This is a genomic window from Clostridium sp. 10cd*, assembly GCF_044336395.1.
Classification (GTDB): Bacteria; Bacillota_I; Bacilli_A; order Erysipelotrichales; family Erysipelotrichaceae; genus Clostridium_AQ; species Clostridium_AQ innocuum.
Genome location: NZ_CP172347.1, coordinates 2,557,073 through 2,574,940 on the forward strand (window position 1 = coordinate 2,557,073; position 17,868 = coordinate 2,574,940).

18 protein-coding genes are annotated in these 17,868 nt (G+C 36.8%); all 18 read right to left on the bottom strand.

Annotated elements, in window-relative coordinates:
- Positions 1–7: 7 nt before the first annotated feature.
- The 18 genes from ACG3M1_RS12680 to ACG3M1_RS12765 all read right to left on the bottom strand — a co-directional run bounded on the left by ACG3M1_RS12680 (position 8) and on the right by ACG3M1_RS12765 (position 17,866).
- Positions 8–430: a hypothetical protein gene (locus ACG3M1_RS12680; RefSeq protein ID WP_022300201.1), complete on the bottom strand. Its 423-nt coding sequence runs from the start codon at positions 428–430 to the stop codon at positions 8–10.
- On the bottom strand, positions 420–2,327 hold the full coding sequence (locus ACG3M1_RS12685; RefSeq protein WP_022300202.1) for a CHAP domain-containing protein: 1,908 nt from the start codon (positions 2,325–2,327) through the stop codon (positions 420–422). The genes ACG3M1_RS12680 and ACG3M1_RS12685 overlap by 11 nt, the downstream gene beginning before the upstream one ends.
- 14 nt (positions 2,328–2,341) lie before the next feature.
- A complete protein-coding gene (locus ACG3M1_RS12690; RefSeq protein ID WP_022300203.1) occupies positions 2,342–4,825 on the bottom strand; it encodes a VirB4-like conjugal transfer ATPase, CD1110 family in 2,484 nt (827 codons plus the stop codon).
- Positions 4,806–5,246 (bottom strand): PrgI family protein, encoded by a 441-nt coding sequence (locus ACG3M1_RS12695; protein ID WP_257358862.1) that lies wholly within the window; start codon positions 5,244–5,246, stop codon positions 4,806–4,808. Before ACG3M1_RS12695 ends, ACG3M1_RS12690 begins: the two co-directional genes overlap by 20 nt.
- Position 5,247: 1 nt before the next feature.
- Positions 5,248–6,069, bottom strand: coding sequence for a hypothetical protein (locus tag ACG3M1_RS12700; protein ID WP_257358863.1), 822 nt, complete (start codon positions 6,067–6,069; stop codon positions 5,248–5,250).
- 9 nt (positions 6,070–6,078) lie between these two features.
- Positions 6,079–6,417, bottom strand: a complete 339-nt coding sequence (locus ACG3M1_RS12705; RefSeq protein WP_022300623.1) for a TrbC/VirB2 family protein — start codon at positions 6,415–6,417, stop codon at positions 6,079–6,081.
- Positions 6,418–6,431: 14 nt separating this feature from the next.
- The gene (locus tag ACG3M1_RS12710) at positions 6,432–8,459 is read right to left on the bottom strand and encodes a VirD4-like conjugal transfer protein, CD1115 family (protein WP_257358864.1); all 2,028 of its coding nucleotides are present in this window, start codon (positions 8,457–8,459) and stop codon (positions 6,432–6,434) included.
- Positions 8,449–9,666, bottom strand: coding sequence for a hypothetical protein (locus ACG3M1_RS12715; protein WP_257375800.1), 1,218 nt, complete (start codon positions 9,664–9,666; stop codon positions 8,449–8,451). Before ACG3M1_RS12715 ends, ACG3M1_RS12710 begins: the two co-directional genes overlap by 11 nt.
- Positions 9,663–12,857, bottom strand: a complete 3,195-nt coding sequence (locus tag ACG3M1_RS12720) for a CHC2 zinc finger domain-containing protein (protein ID WP_395814226.1) — start codon at positions 12,855–12,857, stop codon at positions 9,663–9,665. Before ACG3M1_RS12720 ends, ACG3M1_RS12715 begins: the two co-directional genes overlap by 4 nt.
- 25 nt (positions 12,858–12,882) lie before the next feature.
- Positions 12,883–13,287: a single-stranded DNA-binding protein gene (locus ACG3M1_RS12725; RefSeq protein ID WP_022300627.1), complete on the bottom strand. Its 405-nt coding sequence runs from the start codon at positions 13,285–13,287 to the stop codon at positions 12,883–12,885.
- Positions 13,288–13,300: 13 nt separating this feature from the next.
- The gene (locus tag ACG3M1_RS12730) at positions 13,301–13,495 is read right to left on the bottom strand and encodes a hypothetical protein (RefSeq protein WP_022300628.1); all 195 of its coding nucleotides are present in this window, start codon (positions 13,493–13,495) and stop codon (positions 13,301–13,303) included.
- 187 nt (positions 13,496–13,682) lie between these two features.
- Positions 13,683–13,841: a hypothetical protein gene (locus tag ACG3M1_RS12735; RefSeq protein ID WP_022300629.1), complete on the bottom strand. Its 159-nt coding sequence runs from the start codon at positions 13,839–13,841 to the stop codon at positions 13,683–13,685.
- A 54-nt stretch (positions 13,842–13,895) separates the two neighbouring features.
- Positions 13,896–14,228, bottom strand: a complete 333-nt coding sequence (locus ACG3M1_RS12740) for a hypothetical protein (protein ID WP_022300630.1) — start codon at positions 14,226–14,228, stop codon at positions 13,896–13,898.
- 6 nt (positions 14,229–14,234) lie between these two features.
- Positions 14,235–14,636, bottom strand: a complete 402-nt coding sequence (locus tag ACG3M1_RS12745) for a hypothetical protein (protein ID WP_257358865.1) — start codon at positions 14,634–14,636, stop codon at positions 14,235–14,237.
- A gap of 1 nt (position 14,637) precedes the next feature.
- The gene (locus tag ACG3M1_RS12750; protein ID WP_022300632.1) at positions 14,638–14,784 is read right to left on the bottom strand and encodes a hypothetical protein; all 147 of its coding nucleotides are present in this window, start codon (positions 14,782–14,784) and stop codon (positions 14,638–14,640) included.
- A 106-nt stretch (positions 14,785–14,890) separates the two neighbouring features.
- Positions 14,891–16,159, bottom strand: a complete 1,269-nt coding sequence (locus ACG3M1_RS12755) for a hypothetical protein (RefSeq protein ID WP_257358866.1) — start codon at positions 16,157–16,159, stop codon at positions 14,891–14,893.
- 229 nt (positions 16,160–16,388) lie between these two features.
- Complete coding sequence (locus tag ACG3M1_RS12760) at positions 16,389–17,435, bottom strand: ATPase, T2SS/T4P/T4SS family (RefSeq protein WP_022300634.1); 1,047 nt, start codon at positions 17,433–17,435, stop codon at positions 16,389–16,391.
- Between the two features lie 14 nt (positions 17,436–17,449).
- Entirely contained in the window at positions 17,450–17,866 is a 417-nt protein-coding gene (locus tag ACG3M1_RS12765; RefSeq protein ID WP_022300635.1) for a hypothetical protein, read from the bottom strand.
- Positions 17,867–17,868 lie beyond the last annotated feature (2 nt).

Genomic DNA, 17,868 nt, shown 5'->3' on the forward strand with positions numbered 1-17,868 from the left:
CAAAATTCTATCGTTTTCTGATCGTGACTTTAAGTTCAGCATCCGCTGTATTTCCGGCTCGATCATGAACACTATATTTGATTATTTTGATTCCTGCCTGTGCTGTATCAATACTTGTTGAGGTCACATTATTACGGACATCGCCTTGTACGTCATCCCATGCTCTTTTCACGAATGCTTCATAATTGATCTCATCTCCTTCATAGACAATAATCTTATCTGTAGTGAGTGTTAATACAGGAGGCTCTTTGTCTGTTTCTTTTTCAAGTTTCTGCTCCTGCAGTGCTTCTTCACGTACTGCAGCTGCAGCACTTTGTATTTGATGTTCTTCCTTACGAGTGAGCCAGCTGCTTACGAATGATGTAGCTGCTATCACCGCTATCAACACAAATCCCATACTGATTTTTGCTATATGATTACTATTTCTCATAAATAAACCCCACGACCACTAATCCAATGTCGGCCTGCCTTTTCTTATATTCTTCATAACTATTATATGTTTCTTCATGTACTAATTCTTCCGCATGTGTTCTTGCATATGCAACCATCATATTAGTATCATTGTAATATGGATTCCTATAATTTCCTTCGGATACGCGGATTTTCTTGCCATCCCAGGCTTCGACAAATGCAACATGTCCAAAGTTACCACCAGATAATACGACAACAGCATTGACAGACGGACGGCTCCCTGTTGGATATCCCATGGCCGATGCTGAAGAAAGCCAGGTCTGTGCATCTCCTGAAGGCATTTTCTTTTTGGTGACCTGTAAAGCGCGACCGTAAGCATACCAGGTACATTGCCCTTTGAAACCGGATTGGGTAAAAATGTTTTTTTCATTATATTCAGGCGCCGCAAAGTTTTTATCTACTTTATTACTTCCAGTTGAGGTATTATGATTTTTTAGATCCTCACCAAATGCATCGAAAAAGGAATCTGAATCATTCAGGCTATTGATCACGTCTAGTTGCTCCTTTGTAAAGTACGTTTGTCCTTTTTTTAATATTTCTTTATCTCTCAAAAAGGTTTTTATATGTTTGAAATTATCTTTAGACCAGGACATATAATCATCATAGCCCGGATTTGTAATCGTCAATATGTGAATGGTCTTTATGACCTCTTTCCCCTTATCATCCTTTTCAATTATTTTTTGTGTTGTGATCGTATGTTTTTCGAGCAGATTTGCATTTTTAAACTGATCTAAGAGCTCACCTTCAGCATTATCAAAATCAATGGAAGCTCCACTCCCTTGTATAATAGATAATGGTACTTTCCAGTCAATCTTTCCATAACCGCCATTTACACCAACAACAATACCATCCGGATACTTTTTCATAAAATCATCGACTTCCTGGTTAAAATCATTTTGTACTGCAGTCATAATCGCTGAATATTTTTTTATAACGTTATTAGATGCTCCACTGCCGAAAATAGACGTCACAGCGACTGTAGCAGCTACTACGACAGCAAATAAGGGTAATACTTCTAATCCCAGAACTGAAGCCACGATTGCCTTAGAAGCAATCGATGTCACTATTTTACTAGCGCTGTTAATGATTCCTTGTAAGACCTTTAAAAATGCTTTGCCGCTATATTTACTTGCTTTTCTTTTAGTTACACTGGAAGCTTTTTCATTAAAATATGCGGAACCGGCCCCATCCTGATTATCCATTGCCTTGCTTAATGAAGCAGAAGTTTTAATGATACGCTTTCCAGCTTTCGAAGCTGCCTTACCCGATTTTCCTGCAACTGTAGCAACTCTTGAGATTGCTCCCTGATCTTCATGAAAATCAAATGTAGCTTTATTCGCAATATGTAGTGCCTTTTTTGTGAAAGTTTTTAATTTTTGTCCACCCGCTTCATCAGCTACCTCATATTCAGTATACTCTGTGGTCGATTCATAACCTGAAAACTTATCCTCAAATTCATCAGCAAGATCATCTTTAACTGTATTATTTTCATTAAATATATTTGTGCGAATTTTGGAAACATACTCCCCTTCAGTATTAGAAAACTCATGATTCAGCCTTATTGTGTATTCATCACTATTTTGCTCGTTTCCTATATCATTTGAATAGCTTTCATTTTCATAAACTTCATCAGAGACTGCATCTTCCGTGACTTCAGTTCCCTGTCTAACAGGATCATTTGATTCAATATTCGATTCCTCGGAATCTTCCTGATCCTGTTCTTTTTTTGATATATTCGTAGAGATCCTTTTCGCTGATTCATCTAGCTGATCGAACCCTTTTTCAGAAACAACAAAACCGCCATAGCTTACCGTGCGAAGCCTCTGATTGACATCCTTTTTTGCTTCTTCACTCATTCCTCTTCACCTTTTCACCTTGTTTGAACAACGCTATCAGTATTGTTTATCTTATACAAATAATTGTCTACCGGCACATTATTTTTAAATGTGATATTCTCGTTACCAAAAACTAAAATACCATGTCCAGCTGAAGCATCATCATCAATATAGCGGCTTTCCTCTTTTGAGATATTGAATATTTCACATATATCTGCCTTATCTAAGGGCTTCTGCTTAAGGATAAGAGCAAATTCACTGTTAGACAATATCTTTCTGCCTTGCTTATTATCCAACATATCTGAGATATTTTGAGTAATAATCGTGTTCATCGCATTCAATTTTCTTCCGACTTTATATATCTTCGCAACATATTTTGCTGCATAGACGTTCTCCAATAAAACATGAAATTCCTCGAAAAAGATCCAGGTGAATTTATTTTTCTGTTTATTGGCTGCAAGTCTATTGATGATATGATCCATAATGACTAAGTATCCAGCCATATCCATAGATTCAGGCATTTCATGCGTATCAAAACGAGCAAGTCTGCTTTTGATATCAATATTTGTCTCATACGCAAACATATCAAGAGAGCCTGTTATAAAGCGCTCTAGTATCAAAGCAAGATCCTTTGCCTGCGGTTCTTCTTGTGCTAGTAAGACCTTTTGAAAGTCAGCAAATAACGGTTTTTTTGTCTTATCTTTATATCCACTTTTCGCAAAGTCCTGGTATACGATATTCGTGCAGCGGTCAATAATCGTTTTATCTTTTGCGCTCAACGGTTCTTCTTTCAAACAGGCGCATAATGCCAACAGGTATTCCGTCTTCGATTTAATCGGAGATCCTTTCCCCTTCTCCTTTAGATCGTAATTGATGTCAAGATCAAATGGATTTATATGCGTATCTGATGTATCTGATATAGTTATAGTCTGTCCATTAAAGATATTCATGATATCAGAATATTCCCTCTGATAATCAATAAGAATCACATCATCATCCGGATAGCAAAGCATAATCTGTTCAATCATCATTTTTATAGCAAATGATTTACCAGATCCGGAAGTGGCCAATACACAGCCGTTTCCGTTCAGCAGCTGTTTACGATCGTAAAATATAGCTTTATTGGATACAATGTTCGTGCCGCCGAAAAGGGCATGTTTGTGCGTGAAATTTCGTGAATTGAAAGGTACATGTACAGCAGTAGCTTCACTGGTCATAGTACGTTGGAACTGGATTGTATTGTGTCCTAATGGTAGGACATGCTGAACACCTTCCAGCTGCTGCCAATGCATAGGGTTAAGGTGGATCAGCATTTCCGCAGCCTTCTCAATCACTTTTTTTGTGTGAATATCTAACTCCTTTTGACTTGCTGCAGTAATACAGAATAACATATTATTTCTGAAGATTCGTTGATCATTGAATTGTATATCTTTCATAAGTGTATTTGCATTCTTGATTCCTGTCTCTAATCTTTTATCCGGTACTAATGCATAATTTATATTATTTTTCGCTAATTTTCTTACTTTGGTCAACCTCTCAGTTTCCATCGCTGATAGCTGTTTGCTAACTCTTTTTATGGCTTTGGCAGGCTTTGTTGGTTGTATGTTCTGTGTAACAATCAAATTGACATCATCTATCAAAGTCATAGTGTTATAAAACTTCGGAGACAGACTGTTAGGCATTTTGGGATCCATATACAAAATTCTTACAAATTTTTTGTTTCCAATGTTGATGATATCAGATTTTCTCATAGAGATTTCAGCATGCGGTGCCATTACATCATATACCGTCAGATCATTCTTTCTGGCATATTCCTGAATATCGCTAATATGTTTCTCTTCTGCGGTTTCTGTGTTCCAAAAATCATGCAAAAAAATAAGACGTTCTTTCATTGGTACGATACGTACATTTGAATGTATACCTTTAAACTTCTCTACAGTTTTCATATACAGTTCAAAGAAAATATCTTGCACGTTTTCTATATCATCTATTTTCATAGAAATCGTGATATAACGCTTTGTCTTTAATATGTACTTCTTATTACCAATAGCGTTACCTATCAAGGTATTGAATTCCTGTTGTATCTGCTTTTGTTCCTTTGTTTTTGCAGCAGCAGAATCTATCATATACTCTGCTTTGTATGCGTCTGATAATATTGGTGAACCGGCATTCGTTACTGTTATATGTGTATCGGTTGAAAAACTATGAAGGAAATCGATCCATTTTAGATAGATCGTCTCAGCATGTTCCTGGGAAGCTTTGCTGAACGATATATCTTCATATTCCATACAAAGAGAATACTCATCATCATTTATCTGAAAGATGTCCTTATGAATATCCTTAAACATATAAGAGATGCACTGCTGATTTGTTTTGGGAATATAGATTCCTTTGTGTTTAATATATTTTATTAAGCTAAATGTTGATTTGGCACTTCCTGATCTGTTTCTTTTTATGAAAGATTTGACATGCGTTACTTCTGCATTGATCTTTTGTAAATTATCCTTTAATATCTTCATGCTGTTGGCCTTTTTCTTCCTTCCTTTTTTTTCTTGTTGCTAGAGCAGAAACATGTTTGAGTTTCCCAAGACGTTCTTTGCGTTCCTGTTTCTTTTTCTCCATTTCTTCCTGCAATTCTTTCTCTGTTTTATAGATCAAGGGTTTTGCAAACTTAAAATAATTTCTATACCAGAACGGTATTATTTTCTCTGCCTTCAACCCCTGAATTGGAATCCATCCAATAATTGCGAATGGTATAACTTCCAGTATGATGATATAGCTTGTTGTTTCTTCACCGATTATATTTTTCAGGAAAAAATATGATGGTATTGTAATAATGGCAATGAGAATCAAACAGATCCATTGACGAAAGGTAAAGGAATAGATCCTTTCTTCATAATCATTTATTTCTTCGTGTATCCTTGGTTGTATATGATCCATGTTAATTACCCCCTGTCAATTTTTCTGCCATCTGATTCATATAACTGATGATTGCAAGCAGAAAGCCATTTAGCGTCATGATTCCAATCATAGTAGAAAGGGCATTGGCATGTTTTAATGAACCTATCCCCTTACTGTATATGTACACACAGATCACGATTAGGATTGCTTCTAATCCTAATGCAACCACTGACATGATGAATTTCTTCCCTACACCGCTGCCATCCTCCCAGACACCAATCCCCAGAGGGATAGGAGCTGTACAAAAGCTTAAAAGCAGTTTCCCGAGTCGCTGTAGGATTTGTACGATTACACCAATCAAAGTACCCATCATCGGTAGATATAGCATTACAACTAATACTGCCATCATGACCTCGGCCAGAAATCCATCCATGCTATCTATCACATCAGCTATCTGCTTTGTTAATGATGGTAAGGCTGTTGTACCACCTAATTTGTTTAGAACTGTTAGCAGAGAATCATTTGCGATAGACATGATACTGTTTAGCAGTTGATAAGAGTGTAGGATCAGCGTTTTAAAAATCAACATCCGTACAATTGACATTGCTACACGTTCCCATGATATTCTATCTACTTCCATCATTTTCTTTATCAGGTCTATCATAAAAAATATAGTCAAAAGACTTATACCGATTGGGACGAAAATTTCATTTAATGTTTTGGCCATGCTCCAAAGTTCTGTTGATGTGATCTTATTCCATTTACATAGGTCAACCACTGTCTTTGCTATATTACCGATGTCAAATTTGATACCGAAAATAGTGAAACAGATATCAAAAAGCTGTGCTATAAAGCCACTCATCTTGTGCCTCTACAATCCAAACACGCCTGGTGCTGCTCCTATACCCATGACCATAAAACCGGCCATAACAGCAAGAAGTGCCCTTGCTTTAGAATCCGCATCATCTCTTGACCAACCGATAGCAAATGTCACACCTCCGATGAGTGCAACGACACCACCAATTTTAATCAACCAATCACAAATGAATGTAATAAAACTGTCCAAAGAGCTCGTATTACTGTCAGCTGCGGATATTGGCTCCATCAACATTAGTAAAGATGCTGCAGTCATATTTGTATAAGCAACTTTTTTTACAATTTCATTTTTGATTTTCTTTTTTATTTCCTTTGTCATCTTTGTTTTTTTCATATTGTCTCCTCACTTTAACTTAATAGTTCGTCTGTAAATGTACTCTTCGATGTATAGATATCACCTTTCGTTGAAAGGATTTTCTTGTCGATATCACATATTTTTTTCATTTCCAATGATGTATTTACCTTAGCTTTGATTCCAAGCTGATCCATCAGCTTCTGATGCTTCATTTCAATGGAAGAACTATGCCTAGGTGATACCTGCACATATAATTTAGCGTGATTCTCGATCCACTCCTTTGTTTCTCTGAATTGTAGATCCTTTTCCCCTTTTTTTTCTATCCATGGTTCAAACAATTCATCATATCTAGGATGTTGTGATAGATCATATAGATCAGAATAAAAGGGCTGCATGCCGGCAATACTTAATATTCCTTTGCCCTTTTCCATTCTTGATATCTCATCAATGGTCGCTAATTCTCTTCCTACGACATCCCAGTTCCAGGATGTTGAATCCTGTCGGGAATATGTCCTACCGCTTGATTTTTTATAAAGTGTCTGTTTACCCAAGATCGTACTCATATATTCAAGAGTATCTTTTGAACGTGACCCTAAAAACAGTACAAAGTCACAGCAATCTAAAGCAGTTTCCCAGCTCTCTTTATACATTTTCTTTAACTGTGATAGTGATTGCAAGAAGATGGTGATACCGACATCCAAGCTACGGACATATGCCCACATTTCAATAAAACGGGGAATCTCTCCTAGCTGTGCCCATTCATCCATATAGATGTTACAAGGTGTAGCTAAAGTTCCACCATTCTGTTTAGCGTTATAGTCGATCATATTAAAAATCTGTGTATACGCCATATTCGCTATGAAGTTAAATGTATTATCCCCAGGCTCTGTAATGATGAAATAAGCAACCTTTCCTTTTGAACCAGGAAGACCGATGCGATCAATTTCTATAGTATCTACAGATGTCAGACGTTCCACTTCACCGATATTGAACGGTGCAAGTCGGCCAACTGCAGTAAGTATGATCGTGGCCATCATTTTAGGGGAGCTTGCGGATAGGATAAAATGCTTCCATTGCTTAACACCTACATTGTTAGGATCTTTTGCTTCCCAGGCGTCAAACATGAGTTTCAAATCAGAATTTCCGTCTTTATCCGGATTCCCTAATCTGATCAGTTCCAATACTGTTTTGAAATTACGGTCTTTCAGATCATAATTGAAAATTACATAATAGAATATCGCCTGAAGAAATACCATCTCCGCTTTTTCCCAGAACGGATCTCCCGTCTGACTTTCAATCGTATCGCTTTTCGTACTGGTCATTAGCTTATGGATAAATGACATCACATCATCCTCAGCGAAATGTTCCTTCTTCTCATCATCCTTCAATTCATCCGAAAATGATTTATCATTATTGATATCAAGGAGCCATGCTTCTTTAGGAAGTTTCTTTATATATTTGAAAGGATTATATCCGTCACTTTTCCACTTTTCAACGAGATTCAGAACCTTGATTTCAAAACCGGCATTTTGTAGAGCTGTCCCACAGTCTCTTAACAGCTCACCTTTTGGATCTGTTAAAATCAAGGTTTCATTATTGCTGCTTAGGATATTAGGTTTCAACATGTATCTCGTTTTCCCAGTACCTGGCCGCCCAATAACTACGATATTTCTATTCAGTTTACTTATCGACATATCCTTTGATATAGACTCTGTCTTTGTGAATATCTGATTTTCCCAATATTCTTTGCTTTGCAAAGCTTTAATAGCTTCATTACTATTCCAGTCTGCAGAACCATATGTATTTTCCTGCATATTCTTTTTGTTTTTTGATCGTACAGTTTCATAGCACATCCACGAAAATGCTGCCATAAAAAATCCAGTAAATATAGATTTTCTATTTAAGATAAAAGGAATTTTTATATTGGTGATATCAGCAGCTTCTGAAATGATATCTAAAGACCATTTGCCCTGATTTTTATAAGCAGCCAGAGAAGTAATCCTGACGCCGATCAGAAACGTTAGAAGAGCAATCATAATTGGTATAACATAGTTTTTCTTAGGTGTCCGTTTAATAATCAAGTTCTAATTCCTCCTGATCCAAGTCAAGCTCTATTTCTTCCATTGGTAATACCGCTTCCTCAGTTTGTTCTTTAACGAAATTTTTTGCTTCTTCCAGTAAGGAAGCGGTGGCTGACTTTTTTGCGGATAATTCTACCATTCTTTCTGTTTCATCCTCTTTTACCATGATAGAGCATGATCCATCTGAATTGTGCTCTGCTATATAATCATGTCCTTCATACTTTTCTCGGAATTTATCTAATGATTCCGGATCAGTGATCTCCATGGAGATCAAATTCTTATTATTTTTCTCACTATTGATAGCATTACCGCCCTGTGTTCCATATTCTTTGATAGGGTAAGCAGCACAATAACGCTGATATTCTTTTAGCTCATCTTTTGGAAAAGCCAAAAGCACTCTATTATCATCAAGTACAAATGCCCCATGACTTTTCATGTTAAACATTTCACTGCGGATACTGCAGTATTCATCTTTTGGTACTGTCTGTGTACAAAAGTTAGACTGATAATCCCTGACCATGCAGCTTCCATAATCTCTTCCAGGCTCTAATTCCTCAGGTTCCAATTCCATATCTAAAGAATGCAGGTTTAATATGTCTCTTTCATCAATGACACCATCTTTATTGATATCTTCAAGTTCGTTATTCATTTTCTTTTGGATACGTAGCTTCTCAATATCTTCAAGGCGATCATTCATAAATGATATCCTGGATTCATTGCAAATAATAATAAACCGTTCATCTTTTGCTGCTTTGCTGTCTGCAGCAGATAATTTCATATGATGATCAGCACGTTTATCACTAAATTTTGAAATAGGTGCAATGAGCTTGAATGCCTTACTTCTTTCTTTCCATTTAGCTGCCTTTATATCATGCTTTGCAATACGTCCCTGGCTGAATAGTGATTTTCCACGCCCCTGATCTCCATCAGGCTGCATTTCCTTTAGACAGACTAATACACCCTCTTCCCGTGCCTTGGCTATAACCATTTTGGCTTCATCCTTAGTAATGGGTGGAGAGACTGCAAGACGTTTCGTACTACCATCTTTCTCGATTGCTCTCATCGGGTTGGTAAAATACTTACGAAACACTTTATAAATACGTGCTGTTATCGCCAAAGAGATCCTTGTTAAAAATCTTCCGATTTTCCAACTTCTGCGTGTTGAATTTTCACCTATTTTTTCTATATCGTGCTTTGTATCATTCATATCATGATCTCCTGTTCATCCTGGGCATCACTGATATCACGATATTCATCATAAGATCTCTTAGCATTTTCTTGACCGCTCTCATATGCTGCAGATAAATCTGAAGCTTCAACTCTCCCCGCATATTTACCATCTTTATAAAAGGAGAAGGCAGCAGAATCAGGCACATTCAGCACGATTTGGCCATTATTTCTAGTGAAATAATAACTATTGATACTGATGTCACCTTTCATATTTTGATAGTTAGCGGGAAGCTTCAGGAAAACACCATCTCCTGACCGCTTAAAAGTATTGAAAGTAGCAGGATCAAAAGAATGAATATATTTCATATTTTTCGCTTTCGTTGAGGAAACAAGATAGTTGTCTATATCTTTGCTTTTAATATGCTTTTGAAATTGAAATTGACCATCTGATTTTAATTCATATAGTGATACTCCACTGTTTTTTAATATTGACCGCTTTGGGTCTATTAGTAAATGTGTACCATATTTATTGAATTCAGCTATCTTTTTTGATATGAACAATACTTTATCTTTTTCAGATAGATTTATGTAAAAGCCGTTCACAGATTCTCGAATGATTTTAGATTTCGAAATGATATAGTCTCCTTTCGCAGTAGATCTACTTGTTTGTTTTCTGCTCTGCGGTAATTCATTCGCATTAGCTTTATCATTCTTTACGATTTTTTCAACTTCAGGCGAAGCTGCATCTTGATGATGAACCTTATTTCTGTAGGATTTGATTTTATCAGTAGGTTTCTGTTCTTCTTTGGGATTTATCTTTTGGTCAGGAACTTTGCGGCTTTTTGTTTTATCCTCCCATTTTCTTTTCATATCAGCATATGTCCATTCCTCTTTTTTGTCACCATTTGCATCGTAGATCATATAACTACGATCATCCTTTAACGATGTATACATCATTTCGCCGGATGATGCCCATTTGCACTCATTCTTAGAAAAGTATGTATAGCATTTCATTTTTGTTCCAGGTATTCTAACAAAATATTTGTCATCATCTTCTCTTTTTATGATAGATTTATGAATAGAAAAGCGGAATATGCCTGACTCTATCTCAGCGCCTTTCTCCGATTCATTAACTTTCTGTTCTCTTCCTTGCAGCTGCTCCATCATCATTGCATCCTTTGCGTTATCTTTTAAAAGCACTACATCTTTCACAGGATGTTTGATTACCTGGTTTTTATTGATATCCAATTTATTATCCAGATTATTATATAGCAGCAATGTCTTGTACTCTCCAGAAGCATCTTTATAATCATCACTTATTGCATATTTATCTTCTTCACGAAATATATTACCATATTTAAAATACATCATCTTTTCCGGATAGATACTCATCTGAAACTTGATCCTATCTTTCAGCATTTGCAATTCTTTTTTATCCCCCAGATCGAGGATGCCGTCAAGGTCGTTCACATGATTTACGATATACAGATCTTCTACGGATTCTAATGCCATCTTATCCTGGTCATCCATATCATGGTATTGATTAATGATCTTAGCCTGCTGTTCCTGATTCAGCTGCAGACGTGCCTCCCCGTTTATATTTTTAATAAATGCTTTTTGAAATACCTGCTCATGCGGAAATCTGTGAATAAAATCAAATTTCTCAAATTCTTTATCATCACGCAGCTGCTCATATAACAGCAAAGCAGCATTGACATTATCCTTATAAAGAAAAACTTGAGGTGTTTGTCTATAAGATGCGATGATCTGCTCACTGATCTGTTCCTTATGAATTTCATAATAATCTCGCATGATGCTATCATCTCTTCCGGATAAATATTCATCCACAGATCTAAGTACATATTCTGTTTCAATTTGATCACGCAATCTAGTACGTGAATCTTCTTTTGCTTCAACAGGCCGGGGGTGTATGATATCCTGTAATTCATCACGCTGAAATTCTGATGTTGATTTGATATAGTCAAAGAACATATTTTCATGTAAGGTCGTTTTGATGATGCCATCTTCTTTTGCTTTCTGATATACCTCGAAGATGGTTTCAGTTATGACCTCTTTATTAGCAAAATATTTATGATCCATCAAGTAGGTAAATCCACTTACCTTATGCTTTTCTAATTCTACAAGTTTTTCATTGCTATTCGCTATATCCCACAGATCCTTACAATTAGCAGGATACGAGGAAAGGTCAATAACATTAACATTTACTCCTTGCTTTATGAGCATTGGGATCTCTTTTAACATAGCAGCTTTACCGGCTTTGTCATTGTCCCGCATCAGATTGATGGTACTTTTACTTTTTCTTATCAGATCAAGCTGCTTGTGGGAAATGTCCACTCCCATAGTTGCAACGATATTTTTAAGTCCCATACGCTTTCCGCCAGCAACATCCATAAAGCCTTCAACGATATAAAGTTCCTCTCCATATGCATAATTCTTAGCTTCGTGATAGTTATAAAGGATATTTTCTTTCCTAAACACACTAGTGTTGATACCATGCAGGTACTTCGGTTCCTCGTTATGCACAGCCCGGCCACTGAATGTTACGGTATTTCCTTTATCATCACGCACAGGGATCAATACTCGGTCTTTAAATACCTCATAGGGCTTACCATCTTCGCCATACCGAATCAGACCGGCAGCCTCTAATCTATCAGCAGATAATTCTTTCCGTTTGTTCATAGAAGCTAAAAGCTGCCCTGGCAGAAGATAACCATAACCTTCTGATTGAATGAGTTCTTCATCAAAGCCCCTGTTCTGCAGATATGTTTTTGCATCTGCCTCATTCGTCTTCAGCGTGTATGCAGCAAGGCGCTGCACAAAATCTAAGGTAGCCAATAGATCCTTTTCTTTTTCGTCATATTTATGACCGTTGCTTGTATATTGATATTCTTTACTGCGCTTATCTAAAGATGAAAGATCGATATCATTGATATTACAGATCTCTGCTACTTTTTTCACCGCATCATTATAGGTGATATCTTTATGATTGATTTCCTTTTCATACTTATATACAAATGTGATTGCATTAGCCCCGGTACCGCACGCAAAGCATTTAACAAACTGCTTTTTATCATTGATAAGCATTGATGGATTCTTGTCCGCGTGAAAGGGACATATGCATTTGTTTCCAACTATTTTAACATCATACGCATTTAATACATCTCTTATATTTGCCCTTTTTAAAACCGCATCATAGATTTTGGCCATTTTCTTTTTCTCCTCTTATGCATTACTAAAACGGCAAATCTTCGTCATTTATATTTATTTCATCAGAGGAAGGAAAGGACATGGTGCTTTCCTCAGCTTGTGCTGCAGCTTTCTTTTTACTTTCAAGCAAAGATATATTATCCGTTATGACTTCCGTTACAAATACTTTTTTTCCATCTTTATCCTCATAATTGCGTGTCTGTATTCTACCTTCTACACCGACCAACGATCCCTTTTGTGTGTATTGAGCAACGACATCTGCTGTTTTCTTCCAGGCAATGCAGCTGATGAAATCAGCTTCCGGCTGCCCATCCTGTTTAAAACGTCGATTGCACGCTATTGTATAGCTAACTACACTAGCTCCGTTTTGAGTTTTTCGTAATACAGGATCTTTTGTGAGCCGTCCCTCTACTATTACTCTGTTTATCATCGTCTATCCTCCTTCATAGATCTTCAGCTATCTTCTTTTCAAGCTCGATCCTCATTTGATCTAATTTCATTTGCTGCTTTTTATAATCCTCATATTTCTTTATCCCAATATCAAGGATATGAATCTTTTCTTCAATTTCTGATTTCTTAGCAAGCTCTTTTTCTCTTTGTTTACAAAGCTGCAGTAATTTTTTATCTATTGATATCATAATCCTCCTAATGTACCACTCACTGGTACATTACATACTAGAAACCCGTGATGTGTCATTTATCAAGATTTTGCAAAACTAATCTATTTCTATATCACGAAATGTCTGTATGCTCTTATCCGTATAATCTGCGACTAGATCAATTTATTAGGGATGTACCACTCAATGGTACATCCCTACAGGATAATTAAAGTGTTGGGATATCAACAGAATTCACAAACTTCTCAATCATACCACTGACACCATTCTGAACAATTGGTCCCAGGACATACATGATACCTAACACAAGGCAAATAGCCAAAATAATCAAACAAACCTTTCCGAAATCTTCCATTGTAAAATGCATAATATATACCTCCATATGTGTTTAGTGTGCTTTTTAGGGAAGCATAACCACTGTTTATCTTGCGTAGCCGTCAATCTGGCCGTCTTTTTCGATTCCTAACAATGGAATATAGACTTTATAATGTAATGTTACAAGCCTATCCTGACGATCTGCTACGCTGTTTACTGTTTTTGTTTCTACGTACCATCCCGGCATTTTTGCCTGGATAGCTTGATTTAATTCTGCGTCGTTAACTGCATAGTAGGAGCTTTGGATCTGATTGATTACAGATGTATGTAAATGCCTTGCGGACATTATTTGTATCTCTCCTAAAGTCAAAACGCTTCCTACCATGATTTCAATCATCATTATGATGAAACCATTCATGATCTTAAATAATGTATCCATAAGGCTTCACTCCTCTACATAAAATATTGTTTTCTTTACGATAGACTTACCGTTCCAGTTCAATACGAATACCACTTCATAGCTACCGATTTTCGTCGTATCCACTTTACCCTGCATTACGATATAACGTTTAAGATCGGTACCATTATCTGCAAAGCATTCCACATGTTCTTTCCAGTCAAAAGTGGAATCCTTTTTTACAATGGCATTCTTCACTACCATTTGTCCTTCTTCAACTTTTGGTATCTCATAATCTACATGAGTTCCAACCTCGATTACATCGAATTTCACGACCTCATTCTGCAGTAATATTTGATTGTCAAAGATAACGGATAGCATTCCGAAACCAAGCATTGCTCCAACGCCTGCAATCAGCAACATCAAAAATGCACTCACTAAATTTCGCATATCACATCAACCCCGTTAATAAATTACTGATCAGTAATGCAAGAAGGGATGAGGATCCTACAAATATCCCGCAGAACATGGCAACACCGATTCCGGCTCCAATGATATCCAGCATAAGAACAAAGAACTGCTCCATATTTTCATTCATAAGGCTATCTCCGATATCAAGGCTAACACTCCGAAGAAGACAGAAACACCAATTGCATATACTATCAACTCACACAAGCTTGAAACCATCTCTTCTACTAATATTTTCATCCTGGCAGCACCATCATTTGGCCGATCAGCTGAAACATATAGATAAATAACGAAAATTGATTCGCTGTGATCAGCACCATAACTGCAATAACTGGTACAACACCAAGGTTATCCACACTTCTTAACAAGCTTTCATTACGTAGTTTTTCAGACTTAGCAAGCATATCTTGATTCCTAGTAACAAGCGAGTTGATCTGTTTATCCAAATCCTCATGGTCTATCTTCTGCAGGGAATATAAAACTTTCATTGCGGACTGTCCTTCCGGATAATCAAAGCCTTCGAAGAAGCATATGTAAGGAGCGATAGTTACAGGATCCGCATCATTCGCCTTTATAAAATCATCAATGAATACATTCATCAGATTAGAACAGTTATCCTGACTGTTCTTAATTGCGTTTACTACAGTGTAATTTTTCAGATTGAGGGCTATTTCTCGCAGCCAGATTGGAAATTCTATTTTTATTGCTTTCGTTACGATTTTTTTACAAGACCGATAATTGTTCTTCGCTAGGAGCAAACAGACTAATGCCGCTGCTGCCAATAAGATTGCAAAGGGAGTAAGACCGGTAAACCATAAAACAACAGCAGCTAGAAGCATCAAGATGCAAACACCTAGCATTGGCTTAGGAATCCTCTTATCACCCTTTTTAATAAATTCATATGCCTGCATGACTTTCTTATCCATCTTCACCGTTTTATCATCGACCAGCCATTTTGCGTGTAAGCGCATTTGCAGTATGCATATGATAATCATCATTGTTGTTAAAAACACCGCTGTAATGAGCTGATATAAAGCGACACCGGTAAATCCTGACATCATTTCATTTGAACTGTACATAAAAGTGAAAAATACATCGATCGTCACCGCAAGCATGCAAATGAATAGAAGTGCAAGTTTTTTCGATTTTATATCCTTATGGTAGCTATATGTACGGGATATCCATTGCTGCACATCGTAATACAGATTATCAATCGTATCATAATAATTTTTTGATGATTCTGTTTCAATGTCTTTCATGAGTTTATGAATAGACATGATACGGGAATTAGGGAACTCATTCGTAATGATTGAAAATGCATGATCATAAAGATCAACATCATCCAGATTGGTTTCTATATACTCTATAGCTTTTGTCACACAATCCTTTATTTCACCATAAAGCAGCTCATTTACTTCTTTTAATGCGTATAAAATCTTAGGTGTCTGCTTAAAAATAGGCAAGATATTATTTACATATGATTCCACCTGTAAAAATCTATCCATATTGTGTATCATACGAAACTGTGATACTACGATAAACGGAAAACAGAATATGGCGATCATACACAAAATGATAATATACGGTATTTCCAACTTTGTTATGAATGATACTAAGATAACAAAGGCAAGTACTAACAGCAGCTGCCATAAAAATGTTTTAAAGGAATAGACATAACCATACTCCTCCACTTCCTTCTGCAGAAGATTAAATGTTATGATCCTTTTTTTCTTATTACTCTTTTCCTTTTTCAAATACACCAACCCTTTCTAGTTCCTCTAATGCTTCATATTCTTTATGCTTTCTTAGTTTCTTCAATATCCTTTCAGGGATGCAAGGCTCATCGATTCCTTCATCGTAAAGAGAATAGATCTTGTTAGTTTCATTCGTTCGATCAAAAAAACACAGCTGATCAATCTTCCGGAAGATCCCGGAAGACGTTTCTTCCATGGACACTCGGATTCCTACATCAAAAAATGTATAAACATCATTACGGAAGGATAACGGGTCTGCCTTGCTTCCCACCATCTGTACGATTCTATCAGGAATATCTTTTGATTCTTCACAGTGAATACTGGTCATAGTTTTGCAACCCGTGGAAGCTCCCTGCATAGCTGTAATGATGTCAAGTCCTCTGGCCTCAGACATGATCATATATTCAATAAGGCTTCTTAACCCATCTTCAATCGCCATTTGTGACGTATAATGTGAATCTACACGAATGGGAATAACATCCTTTTCCGGATATAAGACGTCCAATTTCAGTTCCAAGGTATCTTCTACTGTCTGCACACCGATATTCTCACCAATATATTGAGCGAGCCATTTGATAACTTCTGTCTTACCGGCACCGACCTGTCCGATAATAACAAAGGATGTGTGACAACGTACCAGTGCTGGAAGCAGCTTGTAAAGTAGTGGATGCATATAACCACTATCTATCACGCTATCATTCTTTATACGACACTCAGAGGATACTTTTCTTATGATCAATTCTGTTTTTCCAGAGCAGCTTGCATGTCTGCACTGGATACGCAGACCATCTGCCTGCGCAGTAAAAGAAGGGGAGGAGTAATTAAAATTGACATTGATTGAATTTGCCATCCTCGTAGTTAATACATTTAAAAATTCTTCAGTAAGCATAATATCCGGAACAAGATACGTACCTTTTTTCAAATCTCTGATTCTAAGCGCTCTACCATTCCATTTGATATCGGTCACATCATCATTTTCAATATATGGGTAAAGCTCTTTAAACAGGCTTTCATTAACTTCTAACATCACATGTTCCTTTCTTAACTATCTTTTGACAGCTGCTCGATCACACCTGTCTTCTTGGCACTTATGGTCTTCATCGATCCATTCCATATCCGGAAAGAGGAATCTACTTCAACCGAAAGAATACCTTTTTTACAATCAACATACAGGACACGTATATTCAGCTGACTGTTTGTTGACTGCAGCATATATAAGTTTTTAGAAAACTCTGCTACATATTCTTCATTGCTGTTAAACGCATATCGCTTGTTATCTGTATCATTCTCGCTATCCATTTGCTGCTCCTGCATGACTGTTTGGGTATTGGTCATAGCAGTCGTCACGATACTTGTCAGCTCATCTGAGCGAACGTTGTATTGTGACAGCTGAGAGATGATCAGAACGATCAGCAAGAGAATTGTGCATGCACCGAAATACTTTATAAGTATTTTCATTC

Coding starts and splice junctions, on each gene's coding strand:
- ACG3M1_RS12750 (WP_022300632.1), bottom strand. CDS start 14,784: ATGAATGAAAATATGGAGCAGTTCTTTGTTCTTATGCTGGATATCATT.
- ACG3M1_RS12720 (WP_395814226.1), bottom strand. CDS start 12,857: ATGGCCAAAATCTATGATGCGGTTTTAAAAAGGGCAAATATAAGAGAT.
- ACG3M1_RS12705 (WP_022300623.1), bottom strand. CDS start 6,417: ATGAAAAAAACAAAGATGACAAAGGAAATAAAAAAGAAAATCAAAAAT.
- ACG3M1_RS12700 (WP_257358863.1), bottom strand. CDS start 6,069: ATGAGTGGCTTTATAGCACAGCTTTTTGATATCTGTTTCACTATTTTC.
- ACG3M1_RS12715 (WP_257375800.1), bottom strand. CDS start 9,666: ATGAATGATACAAAGCACGATATAGAAAAAATAGGTGAAAATTCAACA.
- ACG3M1_RS12755 (WP_257358866.1), bottom strand. CDS start 16,159: ATGGATAGATTTTTACAGGTGGAATCATATGTAAATAATATCTTGCCT.
- ACG3M1_RS12725 (WP_022300627.1), bottom strand. CDS start 13,287: ATGATAAACAGAGTAATAGTAGAGGGACGGCTCACAAAAGATCCTGTA.
- ACG3M1_RS12680 (WP_022300201.1), bottom strand. CDS start 430: ATGAGAAATAGTAATCATATAGCAAAAATCAGTATGGGATTTGTGTTG.
- ACG3M1_RS12730 (WP_022300628.1), bottom strand. CDS start 13,495: ATGATATCAATAGATAAAAAATTACTGCAGCTTTGTAAACAAAGAGAA.
- ACG3M1_RS12695 (WP_257358862.1), bottom strand. CDS start 5,246: ATGGATCATATACAACCAAGGATACACGAAGAAATAAATGATTATGAA.
- ACG3M1_RS12760 (WP_022300634.1), bottom strand. CDS start 17,435: ATGTTAGAAGTTAATGAAAGCCTGTTTAAAGAGCTTTACCCATATATT.
- ACG3M1_RS12690 (WP_022300203.1), bottom strand. CDS start 4,825: ATGAAGATATTAAAGGATAATTTACAAAAGATCAATGCAGAAGTAACG.
- ACG3M1_RS12685 (WP_022300202.1), bottom strand. CDS start 2,327: ATGAGTGAAGAAGCAAAAAAGGATGTCAATCAGAGGCTTCGCACGGTA.
- ACG3M1_RS12735 (WP_022300629.1), bottom strand. CDS start 13,841: ATGCATTTTACAATGGAAGATTTCGGAAAGGTTTGTTTGATTATTTTG.
- ACG3M1_RS12765 (WP_022300635.1), bottom strand. CDS start 17,866: ATGAAAATACTTATAAAGTATTTCGGTGCATGCACAATTCTCTTGCTG.
- ACG3M1_RS12740 (WP_022300630.1), bottom strand. CDS start 14,228: ATGGATACATTATTTAAGATCATGAATGGTTTCATCATAATGATGATT.
- ACG3M1_RS12745 (WP_257358865.1), bottom strand. CDS start 14,636: ATGCGAAATTTAGTGAGTGCATTTTTGATGTTGCTGATTGCAGGCGTT.